Source organism: Halobacillus sp. HZG1 (assembly GCF_035818575.1).
Taxonomy (GTDB): Bacteria; Bacillota; Bacilli; order Bacillales; family Halobacillaceae; genus Halobacillus; species Halobacillus litoralis.
In genome coordinates this window covers 39,599-60,141 of sequence record NZ_JAYLVQ010000075.1, presented here as the reverse complement: position 1 = coordinate 60,141, position 20,543 = coordinate 39,599, and the positions used below count along the sequence as shown (strand labels likewise).

At 43.8% G+C, this 20,543-nt stretch carries 18 protein-coding genes and 3 rRNA genes; 16 read left to right on the top strand and 5 right to left on the bottom strand.

All coding sequences use genetic code 11. The features are described 5' to 3' along the window. Nucleotides 1-59: 59 nt before the first annotated feature. From VKA52_RS15075 to VKA52_RS15055, 5 genes are all read left to right on the top strand, one after another. Nucleotides 60-1,624 (top strand): 16S ribosomal RNA (locus VKA52_RS15075). A gap of 170 nt (nt 1,625-1,794) precedes the next feature. Beyond that, nucleotides 1,795-4,710 (top strand): 23S ribosomal RNA (locus tag VKA52_RS15070). 96 nt (nt 4,711-4,806) lie between these two features. Next, nucleotides 4,807-4,920, top strand: a 5S ribosomal RNA gene (gene rrf, locus VKA52_RS15065). Together the 16S, 23S and 5S rRNA genes form the textbook arrangement of a ribosomal RNA operon. A 187-nt stretch (nt 4,921-5,107) precedes the next feature. After that, nucleotides 5,108-5,377, top strand: a complete 270-nt coding sequence (locus VKA52_RS15060; RefSeq protein ID WP_160916346.1) for a hypothetical protein — start codon at nt 5,108-5,110, stop codon at nt 5,375-5,377. 67 nt (nt 5,378-5,444) lie between these two features. After that, the gene (locus VKA52_RS15055; RefSeq protein WP_237417557.1) at nt 5,445-5,684 is read left to right on the top strand and encodes a hypothetical protein; all 240 of its coding nucleotides are present in this window, start codon (nt 5,445-5,447) and stop codon (nt 5,682-5,684) included. A 75-nt stretch (nt 5,685-5,759) separates the two neighbouring features. Here the strand turns inward: VKA52_RS15055 and VKA52_RS15050 are convergent, their stop codons facing one another. After that, nucleotides 5,760-7,019: an NAD(P)/FAD-dependent oxidoreductase gene (locus VKA52_RS15050; RefSeq protein ID WP_160916344.1), complete on the bottom strand. Its 1,260-nt coding sequence runs from the start codon at nt 7,017-7,019 to the stop codon at nt 5,760-5,762. 103 nt (nt 7,020-7,122) lie between these two features. Here VKA52_RS15050 and VKA52_RS15045 point away from each other — a divergent pair, with 103 nt between their 5' ends. Together VKA52_RS15045 and VKA52_RS15040 are read left to right on the top strand one after the other, a co-directional pair. Continuing rightward, a complete protein-coding gene (locus tag VKA52_RS15045; protein WP_326316267.1) occupies nt 7,123-8,730 on the top strand; it encodes a putative polysaccharide biosynthesis protein in 1,608 nt (535 codons plus the stop codon). A 17-nt stretch (nt 8,731-8,747) separates the two neighbouring features. Then, on the top strand, nt 8,748-9,473 hold the full coding sequence (locus VKA52_RS15040; protein ID WP_326316266.1) for a pseudouridine synthase: 726 nt from the start codon (nt 8,748-8,750) through the stop codon (nt 9,471-9,473). A gap of 68 nt (nt 9,474-9,541) precedes the next feature. On the opposite strand, the gene VKA52_RS15035 is transcribed toward VKA52_RS15040, so the two are convergent. Further along, nucleotides 9,542-9,739 carry a DeoR family transcriptional regulator gene (locus VKA52_RS15035; protein ID WP_370551134.1) on the bottom strand — a complete coding sequence of 66 codons (198 nt, stop codon included), beginning with the start codon at nt 9,737-9,739 and terminating at the stop codon, nt 9,542-9,544. A 184-nt stretch (nt 9,740-9,923) separates the two neighbouring features. Between VKA52_RS15035 and VKA52_RS15030 the strand changes: the two genes are divergently transcribed. From VKA52_RS15030 to VKA52_RS15010, 5 genes are all read left to right on the top strand, one after another. Beyond that, nucleotides 9,924-10,943, top strand: a complete 1,020-nt coding sequence (locus VKA52_RS15030; RefSeq protein ID WP_160916338.1) for a potassium channel family protein — start codon at nt 9,924-9,926, stop codon at nt 10,941-10,943. Nucleotides 10,944-10,945: 2 nt separating this feature from the next. Then, nucleotides 10,946-12,319 carry a dipeptidase PepV gene (gene pepV / locus VKA52_RS15025; protein WP_326316265.1) on the top strand — a complete coding sequence of 458 codons (1,374 nt, stop codon included), beginning with the start codon at nt 10,946-10,948 and terminating at the stop codon, nt 12,317-12,319. A gap of 33 nt (nt 12,320-12,352) precedes the next feature. Continuing rightward, entirely contained in the window at nt 12,353-13,450 is a 1,098-nt protein-coding gene (locus tag VKA52_RS15020; RefSeq protein WP_326316264.1) for an MFS transporter, read from the top strand. Nucleotides 13,451-13,515: 65 nt separating this feature from the next. After that, on the top strand, nt 13,516-14,073 hold the full coding sequence (gene thpR / locus VKA52_RS15015; RefSeq protein WP_326316263.1) for an RNA 2',3'-cyclic phosphodiesterase: 558 nt from the start codon (nt 13,516-13,518) through the stop codon (nt 14,071-14,073). Next, nucleotides 14,073-14,990 (top strand): nuclease-related domain-containing protein, encoded by a 918-nt coding sequence (locus VKA52_RS15010; RefSeq protein ID WP_326316262.1) that lies wholly within the window; start codon nt 14,073-14,075, stop codon nt 14,988-14,990. Before thpR ends, VKA52_RS15010 begins: the two co-directional genes overlap by 1 nt. On the opposite strand, the gene VKA52_RS15005 is transcribed toward VKA52_RS15010, so the two are convergent. Further along, nucleotides 14,977-15,996, bottom strand: a complete 1,020-nt coding sequence (locus tag VKA52_RS15005) for an EAL domain-containing protein (protein ID WP_326316261.1) — start codon at nt 15,994-15,996, stop codon at nt 14,977-14,979. The two genes, VKA52_RS15010 and VKA52_RS15005, sit on opposite strands and share 14 nt — an antisense overlap. Before the next feature lie 88 nt (nt 15,997-16,084). Between VKA52_RS15005 and VKA52_RS15000 the strand changes: the two genes are divergently transcribed. Then, nucleotides 16,085-17,014: a diacylglycerol/lipid kinase family protein gene (locus VKA52_RS15000; protein ID WP_326316260.1), complete on the top strand. Its 930-nt coding sequence runs from the start codon at nt 16,085-16,087 to the stop codon at nt 17,012-17,014. 158 nt (nt 17,015-17,172) lie between these two features. Beyond that, entirely contained in the window at nt 17,173-17,979 is an 807-nt protein-coding gene (locus tag VKA52_RS14995) for a phosphotransferase (RefSeq protein WP_206947627.1), read from the top strand. A 162-nt stretch (nt 17,980-18,141) separates the two neighbouring features. On the opposite strand, the gene VKA52_RS14990 is transcribed toward VKA52_RS14995, so the two are convergent. Further along, nucleotides 18,142-18,327 (bottom strand): hypothetical protein, encoded by a 186-nt coding sequence (locus tag VKA52_RS14990; RefSeq protein WP_202412564.1) that lies wholly within the window; start codon nt 18,325-18,327, stop codon nt 18,142-18,144. A gap of 249 nt (nt 18,328-18,576) precedes the next feature. Here VKA52_RS14990 and trmB point away from each other — a divergent pair, with 249 nt between their 5' ends. Together trmB and VKA52_RS14980 are read left to right on the top strand one after the other, a co-directional pair. Beyond that, complete coding sequence (gene trmB, locus VKA52_RS14985; protein ID WP_326316259.1) at nt 18,577-19,221, top strand: tRNA (guanosine(46)-N7)-methyltransferase TrmB; 645 nt, start codon at nt 18,577-18,579, stop codon at nt 19,219-19,221. 69 nt (nt 19,222-19,290) lie between these two features. Further along, entirely contained in the window at nt 19,291-20,145 is an 855-nt protein-coding gene (locus VKA52_RS14980; RefSeq protein WP_326316258.1) for a YtnP family quorum-quenching lactonase, read from the top strand. 36 nt (nt 20,146-20,181) lie between these two features. On the opposite strand, the gene VKA52_RS14975 is transcribed toward VKA52_RS14980, so the two are convergent. Then, nucleotides 20,182-20,499 (bottom strand): PepSY domain-containing protein, encoded by a 318-nt coding sequence (locus VKA52_RS14975; RefSeq protein ID WP_075034533.1) that lies wholly within the window; start codon nt 20,497-20,499, stop codon nt 20,182-20,184. Nucleotides 20,500-20,543: the final 44 nt, after the last annotated feature.

Here is a 20,543-nt window from a genome sequence, read left to right as displayed (position 1 = left end):
ATAGAAGAGATTTGAAACAAAGCACATTCGGTGTGCAAATGAGCAAGTCAAACTTAACTTTTATGGAGAGTTTGATCCTGGCTCAGGACGAACGCTGGCGGCGTGCCTAATACATGCAAGTCGAGCGCGGGAAGCGAGTGGATCCCTTCGGGGTGAAGCTCGTGGAACGAGCGGCGGACGGGTGAGTAACACGTGGGCAACCTGCCTGTAAGATCGGAATAACCCCGGGAAACCGGGGCTAATGCCGGGTAATACTTTCTTTCGCATGAAGGAAAGTTGAAAGATGGCTTCTCGCTATCACTTACAGATGGGCCCGCGGCGCATTAGCTAGTTGGTGAGGTAACGGCTCACCAAGGCGACGATGCGTAGCCGACCTGAGAGGGTGATCGGCCACACTGGGACTGAGACACGGCCCAGACTCCTACGGGAGGCAGCAGTAGGGAATCTTCCGCAATGGACGAAAGTCTGACGGAGCAACGCCGCGTGAACGATGAAGGTCTTCGGATCGTAAAGTTCTGTTGTTAGGGAAGAACAAGTACCGTGCGAATAGAGCGGTACCTTGACGGTACCTAACGAGGAAGCCCCGGCTAACTACGTGCCAGCAGCCGCGGTAATACGTAGGGGGCAAGCGTTGTCCGGAATTATTGGGCGTAAAGCGCGCGCAGGCGGTTCCTTAAGTCTGATGTGAAAGCCCACGGCTCAACCGTGGAGGGTCATTGGAAACTGGGGAACTTGAGGACAGAAGAGGAGAGTGGAATTCCACGTGTAGCGGTGAAATGCGTAGATATGTGGAGGAACACCAGTGGCGAAGGCGACTCTCTGGTCTGTTTCTGACGCTGAGGTGCGAAAGCGTGGGTAGCAAACAGGATTAGATACCCTGGTAGTCCACGCCGTAAACGATGAGTGCTAGGTGTTAGGGGGCTTCCACCCCTTAGTGCTGAAGTTAACGCATTAAGCACTCCGCCTGGGGAGTACGGCCGCAAGGCTGAAACTCAAAGGAATTGACGGGGGCCCGCACAAGCGGTGGAGCATGTGGTTTAATTCGAAGCAACGCGAAGAACCTTACCAGGTCTTGACATCCTTGGACAATCCTAGAGATAGGACTTTCCCTTCGGGGACCAAGTGACAGGTGGTGCATGGTTGTCGTCAGCTCGTGTCGTGAGATGTTGGGTTAAGTCCCGCAACGAGCGCAACCCCTAATCTTAGTTGCCAGCATTCAGTTGGGCACTCTAAGGTGACTGCCGGTGACAAACCGGAGGAAGGCGGGGATGACGTCAAATCATCATGCCCCTTATGACCTGGGCTACACACGTGCTACAATGGATGGTACAAAGGGCAGCGAAGCCGCGAGGTGTAGCAAATCCCATAAAACCATTCTCAGTTCGGATTGCAGGCTGCAACTCGCCTGCATGAAGCCGGAATCGCTAGTAATCGCGGATCAGCATGCCGCGGTGAATACGTTCCCGGGCCTTGTACACACCGCCCGTCACACCACGAGAGTTGGCAACACCCGAAGTCGGTGAGGTAACCTTTTTGGAGCCAGCCGCCGAAGGTGGGGCCAATGATTGGGGTGAAGTCGTAACAAGGTAGCCGTATCGGAAGGTGCGGCTGGATCACCTCCTTTCTAAGGATATTACGGAAACGTACTGTGTTGGTTGTTCAGTTTTGAGAGATCAAAGAATCTTTCAACTTGTGAACCTTGAAAACTGGATAAGGAATCATTGTTTCATCTAACGATGAGGCAATTGATGACAAGACATCTAATTGAAATTGTAAACGTCTTTTCACGAAGATAGTTAAGTGAATAAGGGCGCACGGTGGATGCCTTGGTACTAGGAGCCGATGAAGGACGGGACTAACACCGATATGCTCCGGCGAGCCGTAAGTAGGCTTTGACCCGGAGATTTCCGAATGGGGAAACCCACTGTTCGTAATGGAACAGTATCCTATACTGAATACATAGGTATAGGCAGGCACACCCGGGGAACTGAAACATCTAAGTACCCGGAGGAAGAGAAAGCAAATGCGATTTCCCGAGTAGCGGCGAGCGAAACGGAATCAGCCCAAACCAGAAAGCTTGCTTTCTGGGGTTGTAGGACACTCCATTGGAGTTACCAAAGAGGAAGATAGGCGAATCGATCTGGAAAGGTCAGCCAGAGCAGGTAACAGCCCTGTAGTCGAAATCTTTCTCTCTCCGGAGTGGATCCTGAGTACGGCGGAACACGAGGAATTCCGTCGGAATCCGGGAGGACCATCTCCCAAGGCTAAATACTCCCTAGTGACCGATAGTGAACCAGTACCGTGAGGGAAAGGTGAAAAGCACCCCGGAAGGGGAGTGAAAGAGAACCTGAAACCGTGTGCCTACAAGTAGTCGGAGCCCGTTAATGGGTGACGGCGTGCCTTTTGTAGAATGAACCGGCGAGTTACGACCGTATGCGAGGTTAAGCAGCAGAAGCGGAGCCGCAGCGAAAGCGAGTCTGAATAGGGCGAGTGAGTATGCGGTCGTAGACCCGAAACCGTGTGATCTACCCATGTCCAGGGTGAAGGTCAGGTAACACTGACTGGAGGCCCGAACCCACGCAAGTTGAAAATTGCGGGGATGAGGTGTGGGTAGGGGTGAAATGCCAATCGAACACGGAGATAGCTGGTTCTCTCCGAAATAGCTTTAGGGCTAGCCTCAGAATAGAAAGTCATGGAGGTAGAGCACTGATTGGACGAGGGGCCCCTATCGGGTTACCGAATTCAGTCAAACTCCGAATGCCATAGACTTTGTTCTGGGAGTCAGACCGTGGGTGATAAGGTTCATGGTCGAGAGGGAAACAGCCCAGACCGCCAGCTAAGGTCCCAAAGTGTGTGTTAAGTGGAAAAGGATGTGGAGTTGCTTAGACAACCAGGATGTTGGCTTAGAAGCAGCCATCATTCAAAGAGTGCGTAATAGCTCACTGGTCGAGTGACTCTGCGCCGAAAATGTACCGGGGCTAAACACACCACCGAAGCTGCGGATTGATCTTATGATCAGTGGTAGGAGAGCGTTCTAAGGGCCGTGAAGTCAGACCGTAAGGACTGGTGGAGCGCTTAGAAGTGAGAATGCCGGTATGAGTAGCGAAAAAAGAGTGAGAATCTCTTTCACCGAATGCCTAAGGTTTCCTGAGGAAGGCTCGTCCTCTCAGGGTTAGTCGGGACCTAAGCCGAGGCCGAAAGGCGTAGGCGATGGACAACAGGTTGATATTCCTGTACCACCTCCTTTCCGTTTGAACGACGGGGGGACGCAGGAGGATAGGGAGAGCGCGCCACTGGATGTGCGCGTCCAAGCAGTGAGACGGTCGGATAGGCAAATCCGTCCGGCAACGTCAAGCTGTGATGGGGAGGGAAATAGAGTACCGAAGCTCCTGAGTTCACACTGCCAAGAAAATCCTCTAGTGAGGAAAGAGGTGCCCGTACCGCAAACCGACACAGGTAGGCGAGGAGAGGATCCTAAGGTGAGCGGGAGAACTCTCGTTAAGGAACTCGGCAAAATGACCCCGTAACTTCGGGAGAAGGGGTGCTCCTCTGCCGAGGAGCCGCAGTGAAAAGGCCCAAGCGACTGTTTACCAAAAACACAGGTCTCTGCGAAGCCGTAAGGCGAAGTATAGGGGCTGACACCTGCCCGGTGCTGGAAGGTTAAGGGGATGCGTTAGCTTATGCGAAGCGTTGAACCGAAGCCCCAGTAAACGGCGGCCGTAACTATAACGGTCCTAAGGTAGCGAAATTCCTTGTCGGGTAAGTTCCGACCCGCACGAAAGGTGCAACGACTTGGGCACTGTCTCAACGAGAGACCCGGTGAAATTATACTATGTGTGAAGATGCACATTACCCGCGACAGGACGGAAAGACCCCGTGGAGCTTTACTGTAGCCTGATATTGAATGTTGGTACAGCTTGTACAGGATAGGTAGGAGCCTTGGAAGCCGGAGCGCTAGCTTCGGTGGAGGCGCTGGTGGGATACTACCCTGGCTGTACGGACATTCTAACCCAGGACCGTAATCCGGTCCGGAGACAGTGTCAGGTGGGCAGTTTGACTGGGGCGGTCGCCTCCCAAAAGGTAACGGAGGCGCCCAAAGGTTCCCTCAGAATGGTTGGAAATCATTCGCAGAGTGTAAAGGCACAAGGGAGCTTGACTGCGAGACCTACAAGTCGAGCAGGGACGAAAGTCGGGCTTAGTGATCCGGCGGTTCCGCATGGAAGGGCCGTCGCTCAACGGATAAAAGCTACCCCGGGGATAACAGGCTTATCTCCCCCAAGAGTCCACATCGACGGGGAGGTTTGGCACCTCGATGTCGGCTCATCGCATCCTGGGGCTGTAGTCGGTCCCAAGGGTTGGGCTGTTCGCCCATTAAAGCGGTACGCGAGCTGGGTTCAGAACGTCGTGAGACAGTTCGGTCCCTATCCGTCGTGGGCGTTGGAAATTTGAAAGGAGCTGTCCTTAGTACGAGAGGACCGGGATGGACACACCGCTGGTGTACCAGTTGTTCCGCCAGGAGCATCGCTGGGTAGCTACGTGTGGTCGGGATAAGTGCTGAAAGCATCTAAGCATGAAGCCCCCCTTGAGATGAGATTTCCCTTTGCTTTAAGCAAATAAGATCCCTCAGAGACGATGAGGTTGATAGGTCCGAGGTGGAAGCGTGGTGACACGTGGAGCTGACGGATACTAATGGATCGATGACTTATCTATCTGATTTTAATCATTCGTGAAGAACGTTGTTTTTCAAACCAGATGTTTTCTTATTCAGTTTTGAGGGTTTACCTCAAACTTTAAACTTTATATTGATATGGTGGTGAAGGCGAAGAGGTCACACCTGTTCCCATGCCGAACACAGCAGTTAAGCTCTTCAGCGCCGATGGTAGTCGGGTTTACCCCCGTGAGAGTAGGACGCCGCCATGTCATTTAAACAACCCTACAGGAATATTCCTGTAGGGTTGTTTTTTTATGAATCTTTCTCGAAATTTTGGTAGAATAGTAGTGTACATAGAGTTCATAAATTCTGGCTTTGATCCTCCAACATTAGGTATATGTAGGTGTCTTGGAATGGCGGAATAGGGCTTATTTATGCAGGGGAAGGGTGCAGACAATGGCACAATTGGTAAGGAAAAGGAATACGTTTTGGAATTGGAAATATGCCATGATGTTTTTATTGATCCCGATTGGATTTTATTTGGTATCGTTAAAGGAAGATATCGGTTTTCTTCAACATATCTTCTTTGTAGCGATCATTGTTTGGTTGGCATTTGTCGGAATATTTGGCATGACCAACCGATACGAACGGTTGAAAGTGTATGGGTTCTTATATTTATCCAGCAGCCTTCTTTTCTCTTATTTAGGACTTGTATTTATTTGGTAAAAGTTATTGAGTTTCCCAGCACTCCTCGTTATACTGGGTATGAGAATGTATGTTCGGAGGGACCCCTATGCAACTAGTGCGCTGGAGCTACTCGAGAAGAAAAATGGTCCGAGGGTATTTTGATAAGTTTCCATATTCAACGGTTTATTTTAGAAGAATTCGACGGTTTTATATCGTGTATATGGTGGACTGGGATGAACACGATCCTCTTGTTTCTCAGAAAGATCGTGAAGATATGCAACATTTAATTAATGAGGAATTAGGTAGATTAAAAGAATACGAACAAAGAAAGTCGAGAAAGGGCTAACCTCTCTCGACTTTTTTTGTCTCCCGTATATACCACCAAGTGGAACAAGGTGTTCATACTACATATCGTGTAAAGTTATGACATAGCTTCCCATGCTGCGTGCATACCTGCCACACGGCCGGTGACCATAGCAGAGGTAATATTGTATCCACCTGTATAACCATGGATATCAAGGATTTCTCCGCAGAAATAGAGGCGTTCCATAAGCTTGGACTGCATCGTGTTCGGGATGATCTCTTTTATTGAAACACCACCTCCTGTGACAAAGGCTTTTTCAATCGGCTGGGAGTCATGAACATGAACATGGAACCTTTTTAACATGTGAGTGAAATTCCGTAATTTTTCATTTGAGATGTTTGCTGATTTCTCATCAGGAGCTATCTCGGATTTCTCAAGAACGAAATCAAGCAGTCTTTCGGGCACCATTCCTTTAATTACATTTCGGAAGCTTTTCTTCGAATGTTCTTCCATCATACTCTGAAGTTTGTCTAATAGAACATTTTCTTTATCATCAGGAAGAGCGTCAATTTCAATGGTTACAGGGCGGTGGCCTTTCATGAACTCTTTCACAACATATTGAGAGCATCTTAAGATAGCAGGACCTGATAAACCGAAATGGGTGAACAACATGTCCATCCGGTGGGTAACAATTTTTCTCCCTTTTTCATTTAACACAGAAACATCGACGTCCCTGAGTGAGAGACCTTGCAATGTTTTGTTTTTAATAAATGAATCTTTGGAAAGAAGGGGTACCTCGGTAGGGAAAAGTTCGGTAATGGTATGGCCGGCTTTTTTCGCCCATGCGTATCCATCCCCAGTAGAGCCTGTATGGGGTACGGCTTTACCACCAACTGCGAGAATCAGGGATCGAGTCACAATCTTTTCCTTAGATTTTAAAATAACCTGGTGTTCGTTCTCTCCGTAATGAATGGCGTCCACCGGGGTTTCTGTACGGACTTCGATATTTAACTCTTTCATACGATTCAAGAGCGCCTGCACTACATCTTTGGCTTTGTTACTGACAGGAAACATACGTCCGTGATCTTCTTCTTTCAATGCGACACCGAGTCCTTCGAAGAAATCAATAATGTCATAATTGTTAAATACAGAGAAAGGGCTGTATAGAAATTTCCCATTCCCAGGAATGTGTTTGATCACTTCATCTTCTGGAAGGCGGTTGGTGACGTTACAACGCCCCCCTCCCGATATAGCAAGCTTTGTTCCTAGTTTTTTTCCTTTATCAATGAGTAGAGTGTCGACACCTTGCTCGGCAGCCGCAATCGCAGCCATGAGTCCTGATGGTCCTCCACCAATGACAGTTACTTGGTAAGTCATGGATGTCTTCCTTTCTTAGTTCATTCGTTCCTTGTTCTTCCTTTATCTATGATAAAATAGATGAGGTCGATTCTACAATAAAATTGAAGGTGAAAAGCGAATTATGTCAAAGATACTTAAAGGTACGATGTTATTAACGGCCGGAACATTTTTGTCAAAGTTTCTAGGAATGATTTATACCGTTCCGTTTGAAAATATGGTAGGTACGGAAGGCACAGATTTATTCTCAATTGCTTACGTCCCTTACAGCATATTACTTAGCCTTTCCAGTATGGGGGTACCTGTAGCTGTCTCCAAATTTGTTTCAAAGTATAACTCTTTGGGAGACTATGAAACAGGACGAAAGATGTTAAAAGCTGGGCTTACCCTCATGTCCATTACTGGTGTATTGGCATTCTTGATTTTGTTCTTTTCTGCAGAACAGGTGGCTGCCTGGACAATTGGTGAAGATTCTGATCGACTTGGGCATGCAACGATGGTTATACAAATGGTCAGTTTCGCTCTGCTTGTTATTCCGCCTATGAGTATTACCCGAGGGTTCTTCCAAGGGCATGAATCCATGGCGCCTACAGCCGTTTCGCAGGTGATTGAACAAATAGTAAGAATTGTGTTCTTGCTGGCGTCTGTTTTCGTTATTGTTCAAGTTTTACAAGGGCCGATTCCTCAAGCCGTCGGTTTTGCAACATTCGCAGCATTCATCGGTGGAATTGCTTCTTGTATTGTCCTTTATTGGTATTGGAGAAAGCGGAAACCGTTCCTGGATCGTCAATTAGAGGCTCAGGAGTACACGTATGGGTTGTCGAATAAGGATATGTTCAAAGAGTTGTTCGCCTACGCAGGCCCATTCATCCTAGTGGGTATTGCTACACCTCTGTATCAGCTAGTCGATCAGTTTACATTGGAAAAAGCTATCAAAGCCTCTGGGTTAGAGTATAATAATGCTTTTTCTATCATTAACTTTTTGAGCCATAAATTAATTATGATTCCTGTTACGTTAGGACTTGGATTGTCGTTAGCTCTCTTGCCGGCAATCACACAGGCTTATACTAAAAATGAAATGAACCGTCTGAACCACCAGATCAATCAGGCCTTACAAATCGTAGCCTTGTTGATCATCCCAGCTGTCGTCGGTCTTTCAGTTGTAGCTTTTGAGGCCTATGGGACATTCTATGGGGTGGATGAGCTTGAATATCGCGGAGATCTATTACGCTGGTACGCGCCTGTCGGATTATTCCTTGCGTTATATACTGTCACTTCTTCCATTTTACAAGGAATCAACAAACAGAACTTTGCTGTCATCAGTCTTGGTACAGGAATTCTATTAAAGCTGGGACTAAACTGGTGGCTCATTCAGCTATTTGGTGCAAAAGGAGCGATCATTGCCACAGGGATCGGGGTGGCAGCAGCAGTTATCCTAAACTTCGGACGTATTTTCACTTCCATTGAACTTTCTTACCAACAGTTGTTTAAGAGGACGTTGCTCGTGCTGATTTTGACAACGGTTATGGCCATCGTTGTGGTCTTTATTAAATGGATGCTTGGCTTCATTTTAGATCCGATGGAAAATCGCCTGGATGCTCTGATCGTTCTATTCTTCAGTATAAGTGCTGGAGGTCTGGTGTACTTGTGGTTAACTTATCAGACAACACTGCTCGAGCGTGTCTTAGGTGATCGTGTTCGCGTACTGGACAGATTTTTAAAAAGAGGATAAAAGGAGGTCTGGCGAAAATGAGAATTGATAAACTTTTAGCTAATATGGGTTATGGCACGAGAAAAGAAGTGAAAACTCTCTTGAAGGGTGGAAACGTACGAATTAATGGCAACCCTGAAAAAAGTCCGAAAACCCATGTGAACCCGGATGAAGATCTGGTCACGGTGATGGGGGAGGAAGTAGAGTATAGAAAATATATCTATTTAATGATGAATAAACCAGGCGACTTAATTTCTGCGACGGAAGATGCCCATGACCCAACCGTTATTGATATTTTACAGCCGGAGGATCAGGTTTTTGACCCTTTCCCTGTCGGTAGGCTGGATAAGGATACAGAAGGCTTGCTGCTGATTACAAATGATGGTCAGTTGAATCATCGTCTGACCTCCCCTAAAAAAGATGTCGGTAAGACTTACTTTGCTGTTATTGATGGAAAAGTAACAGAAGAAGATATAAGAAAATTCTCTGAAGGGGTTACCCTGGATGATGGATATCAAACCAAGCCTGGAAAATTGGTCATTCTCGAGTCTGATGATGTTTCAGAAATAGAATTAACTATAACTGAAGGGAAGTTCCATCAGGTGAAACGCATGTTCGAAGCGGTAGATAAAAAGGTGACCTACCTTAAACGTGTAATGATTGGAGAGCTTGAGCTTGACGATGATTTAGAGCTTGGGGAGTATAGGGAACTGACAGATGAAGAAATTGACTATTTAATGGAGATCACAAACTTAGAGCAGTAGACATCACTGAATAATCAACCAAAAAAACACCCGGAATTTTTTCCGGGTGTCATCTATATCCTCATCTTCTATGATATTTTGACTTTCTTTTCAGTGATTGTCCATTTTCCACGGTGCGGACTTGATACCAGTCCGTTGTATTCCAAAATGCTTAAGTCCCTCTGCATGGTACGGTCTGTGATACCGAACTCGTCTGCTAACTCATTCGTCGATACTGTTCCTCGATCTCTAATGTAGAGGTACACAGCTTTAATTCGATTGAGCATGCGGGATGATGGATGATTCAAAAAACCACTCCTTAATCGTCATTGTATGGAACTTGTGGTGCATGTGAATCTCTGAAGTTGGTTTCATTCTACAATAATGTGATGGAACGTGCTACTATAATCGTTTTAATTTACAGATTATTCATCTAATTTACAAAATATTAAAAGTTAGGAGGCTGGAACGATGATGTTACTTCGTAAGTTCTTCCTGAAAATGGTGAAAGTTAACAATACAGTCCTATTTACTGCGAGTGCTCTTCTTATCCTTATCTCGAGTATTTCCATCGTTGTTGTAGAACAAGATACATTCCCTACTCTTTTTGATGGTTTCTGGTGGGTGATGACAACCGTTACGACTGTAGGTTATGGTGATTATTTTCCAGTGACGGTGGCAGGACGCTCCATTGCGATACTATTATATGTCATAGGCATTGGACTTATTGGTATTGTCATAGGAAAAATTATCGACGGTTTAGCCATTTTTCGAAAAAAACGATTGGAAGGTGATATTGTGTATAAAGAGAGCGGTCATTTCGTTATCATTGGATGGTCCCAAAAAGCTCATTTTGCTGTAAAGGAAATGATGGAGACAAATAAGGAATGCAATATTGTCATCATTGATCAATTAAAAGAAGCTCCGATTCTTACAGAAAATATCCACTACATAAAAGGAGAGGCAGCGGACGAAGAGACGCTGATAAAAGCAAACATCTCCCAGGCAAAAGCGGTGCTGATTTTTGCTGATGAGCAAATGGGGAATGAACAGATGACAGACGGGAAAACCCTCTTAATCGCCTCTTCTATTGAGACTGTAGCCCCCGGTGTGCATACCATTGCAGAGATCATGGAAGAAAAACATGTGAAAAACTTCAAACATGCCCAAATCGATGAATTTATTGTTTCTAATGAAACGATTTCTTCCCTTGCGGTACGTTCTGCTTTTAGAAAAGGTGTCTCCGGTATTTATGGCCAGTTGCTTAAGAGGTCTGTAGGTGAAGACTTATATTACATTCCGAAGAAAGCCAGTTGGAGAACATACAGAGATGCTTTCGTGTCTTTACTTGATGATGGTGCGACTTTAATAGCTGATCGGAATGATCTGACTATCAATAGAAAATTGGATGAACTTATACCAGATGGGGCAGAGTTATATGCCGTATGTGACAAGCCGACATATGAGAAAATTCTAGGTAAAGGAGAATGAGTATGGACTTTCACGCTTTGAGTAAAAAGTATGAAAAGGAATATTTAGAAAAAGTGATCGAGTTGTTGAAGATTCCGAGTGTTTTCGAGGAAGACCGTGAGTATCCCTATGGAAAACCTATTCATGATGCGTTGGAGAAAATGCTGAGCATCGGGAAAGAAGATGGGTTTATTACGAAAAACGTAGATGGCCATGGTGGTCACATTGAATTCGGTGACGGGGATGAGGTCATAGGTGTTCTCGGCCACTTGGATGTTGTGCCTGCAGGATCCGGCTGGACCACACCTCCGTTTGACCCTGTGATACACGATGGGAAATTATATGCCCGAGGTGCACAAGATGATAAAGGACCTGTAATGGCTGCCTACATCGCTATGAAAATTTTAAAAGAGCAAGGTTTTCAGCCGAAGAAAAGAATTCGTTTAATTCTTGGTACCGACGAAGAGCGGGATTGGAAGGGCATTGATTATTACTTCAAGAATGAAACGATGCCTTCTCTTGGATTCACACCTGATGCCTCCTTTCCGGTCATTCATGCTGAAAAAGGGTTATTAGACAGCTATATGACCTACCCGGTGCCAGAAAATGATGGAGAAACAAAAGTCATCTCTGTACAAGGGGGGGATCGTTTGAATATGGTCCCTGATGAAGCAGTGGCATGGGTTGAATCTCATCTAAATGTAGAGGAGATTTTCAACGACTATTTAGCTCAGCACAAACTTGAAGGATCAGTAAAGGCTGCAGACGGACGGTTTGAGGTGAAAATGAAAGGCAAGGCCGTGCATGCGAGTAAACCTCAGGAGGGTCGAAATGCCATTACAGTGCTATTACGTTTCCTTCAATCCCTCCCTCTGGATGGTGAGTATGAATTATTTATCCAGAAGGTCTATCAGGCGTTTGAAACGACAGATGGAAAAGGATTGAATGTAAAGCAAATGGATGACGTTTCCGGACCCCTAACTTCAAACCTTGGTTCAATCGCAATGGACGAACATACATGTAAATTGGGTTTCAACCTTAGGTATCCTGTAAGTGCAGATTATGGTGTTATTAATCAGAATTTAAAAGAACTTGCAGCAAACAATAAAGGCACGTATGAAGTTTATGATCACCTGGCATCCATTCATCTCGAAAAGGACCACCCTTTTGTAAAAACGTTGCTTTCTGTTTATAACAAAGTCACAGATGAAGAAGCAGCTGCGAAGACGATGGGAGGGGCGACCTATGCGAGAGCCCTTGAAGCTGGAGTTGCTTTCGGCGCCTTATTTGAGGATAGCCCGGATACGGCTCACCAGAAAGACGAACATGTAAGAATTTCAGATATGATGAAGGCCATTCAGATCTATTCCGAAAGCCTGTATGAATTGACAAGATAAAGAAAGAGGGAGCACGTGATGCCCGAACATTCCATGGAGAAAACATATCGCTTCATTCAGATGTTTTACTTTTTCACTTTTTTTGCCTTTGGATCGATCTTTCCTCTCCTATCTGTCTTTTTAGCAGAGGAAAAAGGGCTGAGTCATACACAGATTGGAATCGTTATCGCAGCCCTTCCCCTCATTACTATTTTTGTACAACCCGTTTGGGGGATGCTGAGTGACTATACAAGAAATCCGAAAAGGTTGTTAATGATTGCTTCCGTTTTCGCTTCTGTGCTGGGCATCTTTTACCCCTGGCTGCAGGTATTCCCTGTTCTCTTGCTAGGTATCATTTGTATCGCATTGTTCCAGTCAGGGATCGTTCCTTTATCTGACAGCTTATCATTGAATTTTGTCCAACGAAATGGAAAGGAATATGGCAACATCCGGCTTTGGGGAGCAGTAGGCTTCGCTGTGGCTGTATTCGTTTTAGGACGGCTGACAGAAGCGACTGGTTCGATGAATTGGATTTTTTATTCTTTTTCATTAGGATTGCTGTTCGCTTTGATCACCCTATTTGAATTTCCGAAGCGTGCCGATGAGGTGACAGTTTCCTTTAGACAAGGATTAAAGACCTTAATTCAGGAAAAGCCTTTCCTCCTTTTTCTTGTTTCTAATTTTCTTATCTTTGGGCCTGTTCTGGCAAATAACTACTATTTTGGAACGTTTATTTTAGTTGTAGGAGGGACACTGTCGGGTGTAGGGCTTGCATTTTTACTTGCCGCAGGCAGTGAAGCTCCATTCATGAAATTCGCCCAGATGGTCATCAATCGTTTTGGTGTCGTTCCGATTATTATTTTCAGTGCAACGGTTTCTTGTTTGAGATGGTTTTTTTATTATTTCGAACCTTCTAGTACCGTGGTTTATGCAACAACGATTGCCCAGGGCGTTTCCGTAGGGCTCTACATACCTGCGGCTCTAATTCTAGTGCGGGAACTGGCTCCGGGAGATGTAAGGGCTACGGCTGTGGGATTATATTCAGCCGTAGGGAACGGGCTTGGAAATGCTTGTTTTACATTTGTTGGAGGGGTGGTTATTGACCTTTGGAGTGTGTCTTTCATGTATGGTGTGTTTTCTTTCATGACTTGAGTTGGGATCATCATTCTCCTGATCGTTAATAAAATGGTACAACCTGAATGGAAGGAGCGTATAGCATGAGTCATTATTTTATTGGCATAAAAGTTCATTCAGAGATTCGTGACAAGTTGATGACCTGGCAATCCATCTTAAAAAAGAGGATGGCCTATAAAGATTGGACGGCAGAAGAAGATTTGCATATCACATTAAAGTTCCTTGGGAGTTGTTCCGATGAAAAAGTGGAAGGTTATATCCAGTTATTGAATCAAGAAAGCTGGCCTTCTGAGTATTCGTTGAGTATCGGTCCGGCCGGGAGTTTCGGTGATCAGGAGCGACCGAGAGTTTTTCACGCTCAAGTTCAGAGGGCACCTGGCTTGTTAGAAACAAAAGATAAAGTGGATGCTATTGGTGAAAAACTAGGGTTTGAAAAGGAAAAACGAAAGTTCAGTCCCCATATTACATTAGCGAAGAAGCAGCCAGAGGGTGTGTCCCCTTTAATCGAGGTTTCCGAGGACTCTATCCTTCTTGAAACATATAAAATGGCCGTGAATGAAATTTCTTTTTTTCGTATACACCCCGGAGACCAGCCAAAATATGAAACAGTTGCGACAATCAAAGGTGGGTCAAAGAATTAATGGCACAATTGATTAAATTAAATGATTATATTTCCAGATATGAGACGAATATTTATCAATATCCAAGGCAATATGTGAAATTGAAGAAGGATCATTGGAATAAAATGAAAAAACGGTTCGAACAAGGATGGCTGGAAGAGCCTATGGAAAGGATCGATAAAAGAGAAGAACAACCAAGAAGAGGAATTAAAAATTTTTTAAAATTAAGATCAAAAGTAGAAGGGGAGGAAACTAGTGAAAACCTTTTAAGAGAAGATCTTCTTCCTTCCTCTGAAGAAGAATTGAAACAATACTACTTAGATGGTTTAATTCCTTTTCAGTTGAAATGGGCGACGACTACTTTGAGGGAAAAATCGTACCTTGATCCTTCTTACAAGCAAAATTCAGATTTGAAATATTTTTTACAACGTTTACCAGATACCTTTCTTCTCATGTTTGAGCCAGTGGTGCAAATGAAAAATACAGAGGTGGAGATTGATCATCTGCTTATTGGTCCATCGGGCATTGAAATTATCTCCCTCCTCTCTCACCCATACGGAGAAACCATTCATCCTACATCAGAGAAAAGTTGGAATATTGAGAAGGAGGGAGTGCAAAGCAAGGTGCTGAGTCCAATGCACTCCCTCCGAAGAACAGAAACCTTTATTAAAAGTGTCCTGAGTAATTATCAACTGGATTTTCCATATCGCAAAGTCGTTTTGTCCAAAACCATGCGATTTGTTTCAGGGCAAGCTCCCTATCAAACGGACTGGATTGGTAAAGATCGATATACCTCGTGGCTACATGAAAAAAGAGCGGCAAGATCTCCCTTGAAGCATAATCAATTGAAGGTAGCTGAAGCTTTATTGAACCATTGCAGCACGATAGCTGTTAAACGTCCTGAATGGGACATGGAAGACGATTTTACGGAAGGATAAGTTCCTTCTCTGGGACAGCCTGAGGCTTTCCGATGTAGTACCCTTGCCCAAAGTCAACCCCTATTCGTTGAAGCCAATCCCATTCTTCCTGTAATTCAATCCCTTCTGCAAGGACGTGGATGTTTAACTGCTTTGCTCGTTCCATTACATCAAATAAAAATGCTTGGTTGTTCACATCCTTATGACAATTTTGAATGTAAGAGCGGTCAATCTTTAAATAATCGGGTTGCAGCAGGCTTAACATCTCTAATGTGCTGTAACCGGAACCGACATCATCCAATGCCACTTTCATTCCCGAAGCTTTATAAGTTTCGAGGATGGATTTTAAATGTTCCACATCATCAATCTTCTCGGTTTCCACGACTTCAAAGACGAGATCTTCCGGGTCAATGTTAAATTCTTTAACGATTTGGAAGGTATGCTTTAAGCAAAACTCAGGGACGTAAATCGTTGAAGGTAGAAAGTTAATGAAGATCTTTTCCCCCACATTCAGATGTTCTGATTTTGCTTTTACAGCCGTTCTACGTGCTTTTTGATCCAGCATGGATTGGAGACCGGAGCGGCTGGCATAGGAAAACAATTCGCCAGGTGGTACAGATAGGTCTTTCGTCCGAAGCAGCGATTCATAACCGTATACACGGTTGTTTTTCATGTCCACAATCGGTTGTAGATGCGATTCGAAGAGCCCGGCATGGATCAACTCTGCTAATTCAGGGTGTTGTAATCTTTCATAGAGATGCTGTATAGATATCGGAAATGATTGAGAATTTTCGGTGTTGAGAATATGTACCCAATAATCCAGTGCAGAATCTCCCAACCAATCGACCAAAGCTAGTCTTAACTCGTCTTTACTACGATAAGCATAAACCTTTGCATCTGGACTTTCATGAGTGAGGGGGAGTGGGAATTTATTTTCTCCTAGTTGAGAATGTTTGGAGTTGAAAACTAATGCTCCCTGATTGGGAATAAAAACAGAAGTACCACAATATTGACAATCCTTCGCCAAAGTAAATTCCTCCTTTTTTACTAATAGTATACTAGAATAACAGGAACGTTGTATAATGATATGATCATATAGGTAGGAGAAATGTCTCATGTACATAATGATTGTCAATCCAATAGCTGGTAATGGTCAATCAATAAACCTGTTTCGGCGCATACAAAAAGAACCGTTATATAAGAAAAAGAATTGCCGGTCATTCCTAACTGAAGAACCGGGCCATGCAGAAAGACTTGCTCTTCAAGTGACCAAAATCCATCATGAGTCTTTAGAAGGAATTATTGTCCTTGGAGGAGATGGAACCCTCCATGAAGTCGTGAATGGAATTAGAAATTATCCAGACACTCCGGTGGGTTTTATACCTGCGGGTTCTGGGAATGATTTTGCAAGGGGGCTCTCCCTGAAGAATCGAGGACTAAAGCTGTTTCGATCCTATGTGGAAAAACCAATGAGATCAAAGGTCTTTCTAGCCAGCTACAGTCTTAATCAAAGGCAGAAAAAAGGGAGCCGTACGTTTATGAATAGCATGGGATTTGGACTTGATGGTGTAGTGGTAGGTGAAGCCAACCAGCAAAAATACCGCTCATGGACAAAAAGGCTTCACATAACTAAGCTCACCTATCCTCTTGCTCTCCTTCGGTCCATCGCGAAGACCGAACCCATCCATTTTGAACTGTTTCTTGATGGGAAAAAAACGAACATTAATAAAGCCATGATGGTGACCATAACCAATCATCCTTATTATGGTGGTGGAATGAAGATTGCCCCGAAAGCTAAGTTCAACAGTAAAAGTTTAACCATACTCGTGGTTAAACCGATATCAAAAAAGAAGCTTATGGGCATGTTTGTTAGCGTATTTTTTGGTCTGCATACAAAAATGAAAGAAGTGGAAGAGTGGAAAGCTTCCTCTGTACATATAAGTTCGGGACAACCGCTTCCTTTTCAAGTGGATGGGCAAAGTGGCACATGCTTCGACTGCAGCATCAAGAAAGCGGAAACATCGACAACATTCTACTCGGATTGATAGATATCTCTTGAAAGTTGACAGAATGATGGGTTAATCTAAAATAAGGTAACTGTTGAATCGGTATCATGATAATTTTGGATCATTCCCAAAGTACGGTATACTAGAACAACAAACAAAGACGTGATTCAATCACAAGAGGATTTGAGGAATTGAAGGTGAATTGGTTGGAACATATTCTTGGTAGTAACTGGACGATAACACCAGCAGGCGGTTCGACAGGAGAAGCCTATTACGCTCAGACTGAAGGAAAACGTTTATTCTTAAAACGTAATTCTTCCCCTTTTTTAGCCGTTTTATCTGCTGAAGGTATTGTGCCAAAGCTTGTTTGGACCAAACGGCTTGAGAACGGAGATGTAATTACAGCGCAGGAGTGGCTTGAAGGGCGCGAACTGAAGCCTGAGGAAATGAAACATAGACGTGTGGCGAACCTTCTCAGCAAAATCCACCATTCCACAGAACTTCTTGATATGCTTATGAGGCTCGGGAAACATCCTTTAACACCGGATGAAGTACTGAAAGATATAAAAGGAAACCAAAAAATCCTGGATCAAGTAGATCCCAGGATTGAAATTCATCATGCCATTAAGTTTCTTGAAAAGCATGCTCACCATGTCCACCATGATGTACATGTCGTTTGTCATTGCGATACAAACCATAATAATTGGTTGTTGTCTTCCAAAGACCAGCTTTACCTTATTGACTGGGATAACGCAATGGTAGCTGATCCAGCTCTTGATCTTGGCATGCTTTTGTACAATTATATCCCTGAAGATCACTGGAACGTATGGTTGAAAGAATATGGGATCTACCCTGATTCCCATATGTTCGAACGAATGAAGTGGTACTCTGTATCTCAGGCGCTGGCTTTCATACAGTGGCATCAAATGAGAGGCGAATATGATGAAGCTTCCATTCGTACAGAGAAGTTGAAAAAAATAATGAAAAAGCATGAAATCATATAAAAAAGTTCCATCTGAATGTTATTTCAGATGGAACTTTTTAGATTCCTCATGTATTGAAATAAAAGGCAGGGTTGTTGAAGACTTTGTTTCGAGATATTTTCGGGGATTTTTACGTTATTGGTTGTCAGGTGTAGAGGTTGTTGTAAATGAAAAAACCGCTGCTTAGGCAGCGGTTTTTTCTGTAGCCGGAGTATATTTAAGTTTCTTTTCCTTAACCTCAGTGCTCATCATTTCTGATAATTTTTCAAAAGGGTATATAAATAGTGCGTAACCTGCGAATAGGACAGAGAAAACAGCCAATACAGTCAGTTCAATCGTTTTAGAGATCATTTTCATAATTTCGATCATCACTCCTGTTTATTTAATAAGGCACGATATTAATGGTATATCAGTAAGCGCTTACAACCCAACCCCTCAAACCATGCATATTTCTAAAATTATCGTCGATAATCTTATTGATGCATCATTAGCTCATGCATTGTCTTATATAAACGAGTTAGGTCTGTTTTTCCTCCTCTACCAAGGAAAACGAGAAAAATTTTTATTTTTATCAGCTTCGTGGTACCATTTTATCGATAAGAAGGAGGAATCCATTACATGCGTTTAAGAAATAAACCGTGGGCTGATGACTTTTTAAGTGAAAATGATGAAGTTGTCGTCCAACAACCGTTTGAAATGAAAGGGAAATGGAAGGAGCTTTTCTATAACCAGGAACAGCCCTTACATTTAGAAATAGGTTCAGGTAAAGGCCAATTTATTGCCGGTATGGGAAAACAGCATCAGGATATTAACTTTGTAGGCTTGGAATTCGTGAAAAGTGTGATTGTCGGGGCGGTCAAGAAAGTCCTTGCAGCTGATACAACCAATGTCCGTATGGTCAACGAAAATGCAAAAGACCTAAGGGATTTGTTTGAAGATAACGAAGTCGATCATATTTACTTAAACTTTTCTGATCCATGGCCTAAAAATAAACATGAAAAACGCAGGTTAACGTTCCATACGTTCTTAGAACAGTACAAAGCCGTGCTGAAAGAAGAAGGACAGGTTACATTGAAGACTGATAATAAAGGTCTCTTTGAGTATTCTCTTGTCAGCTTTTCAAATTTCGGTATGATTCTGGAAGATGTATCCGTTGACCTTCATGCAGACGAAGACCCTTTAAATGTGGAGACAGAATATGAGGAAAAGTTCTCTGCAAAAGGACAACCCATTTACCGTTGTACAGCACGCTTCTCCAAATGATAACGTTTTCATTAGCTCTAGTTATTATGATAAACTAGAGCTATCTTTGTTAATGGGAGGAGATTGCTGGTGGAAAACCTTAAGGTGGGACGTGCTTCATTGACATGGTTGAATGGTGGGGTGACTCACATGGATGGAGGAGCTATGTTCGGAGTAGTGCCTAAACCATTATGGAGTAAAAAATATCCCGTCAATGAAAACAATCAAATTGAATTGCGAACAGATCCTATTTTGTTAGAGGTTGATGGGAAGAAGATGCTGATCGATTCAGGAATAGGCAATGAAAAGATGACGGATAAGCAAAAACGGAATTTTGGGGTTTGGGAAGAGTCATCAGTTCTGCGGTCTTTAGATAGCCTGAATATCAAACCGGAGGAAATTGACGCATTGCTTATGACTCATATGCATTTTGATCATGCTTGTGGAATGACGAGATGGGAGGAGGATCAGCTTGTTCCTACTTTTCCTAACGCGACCATTTATACGAGCGAAGTAGAATGGGATGAAATGCGCCAGCCGAACATGAGATCAAAGAATACGTATTGGCAGACGAATTGGGAAGCGGTCCAAGGAAAGGTACATACGTTTAAAGATTCGTTGGATGTGCTGCCAGGTTTAAAAATGATTCATACAAGTGGTCATAGTCACGGACATTCGATCATCACTTTTGAAGATGGCGATGATGTATTCATTCACATGGCAGATCTTATGCCAACGCATGCTCACCAAAATCCGCTCTGGGCCCTTGCGTACGATGATTACCCTGTAACTTCTGTGCATGAGAAACAACAGTGGATGGAGTATGGTTATCAACGCCGGGCCTGGTATGTTTTTTATCATGATGCTATTTATAGAGCATTGAAGTTTGATGAAGATGGACAGATCCTGGACAAGGTTAAGGAAAAGGAACATCACTATCAATAAAAAATACCCTCGTCTCCGAGGGTATTTTTGTATGATTTAAGCTGTCGTTTCCGCAACGTCAACGATTGTTCCTGTTTCCGTATCGATGTAAAATTCAAATTGAGATGTTTCACCGTCCTGGTTTTTAGAAATCCCGCCACGGTACACATCGTAATTAATTCCGTTTTTGTTCAATTCTTCGGGCTTCATGTAAATCCAGGACCCACTGATCGGTCCTTGCTTTTTAAAAGCTTCTTTAGCAATTTTTAGTGCTTTTTCAGGAGTAACGCCCTGACCATTACTTAATTGCTCTTTTACTACGTAGCCTGCCAATGCTCCTACACCAGCTGCTAGTGCGACTTTTTTCCAGTTCATTAACCAATCACCTCACAACTTATTTCTAACCCTCAGTATACTAA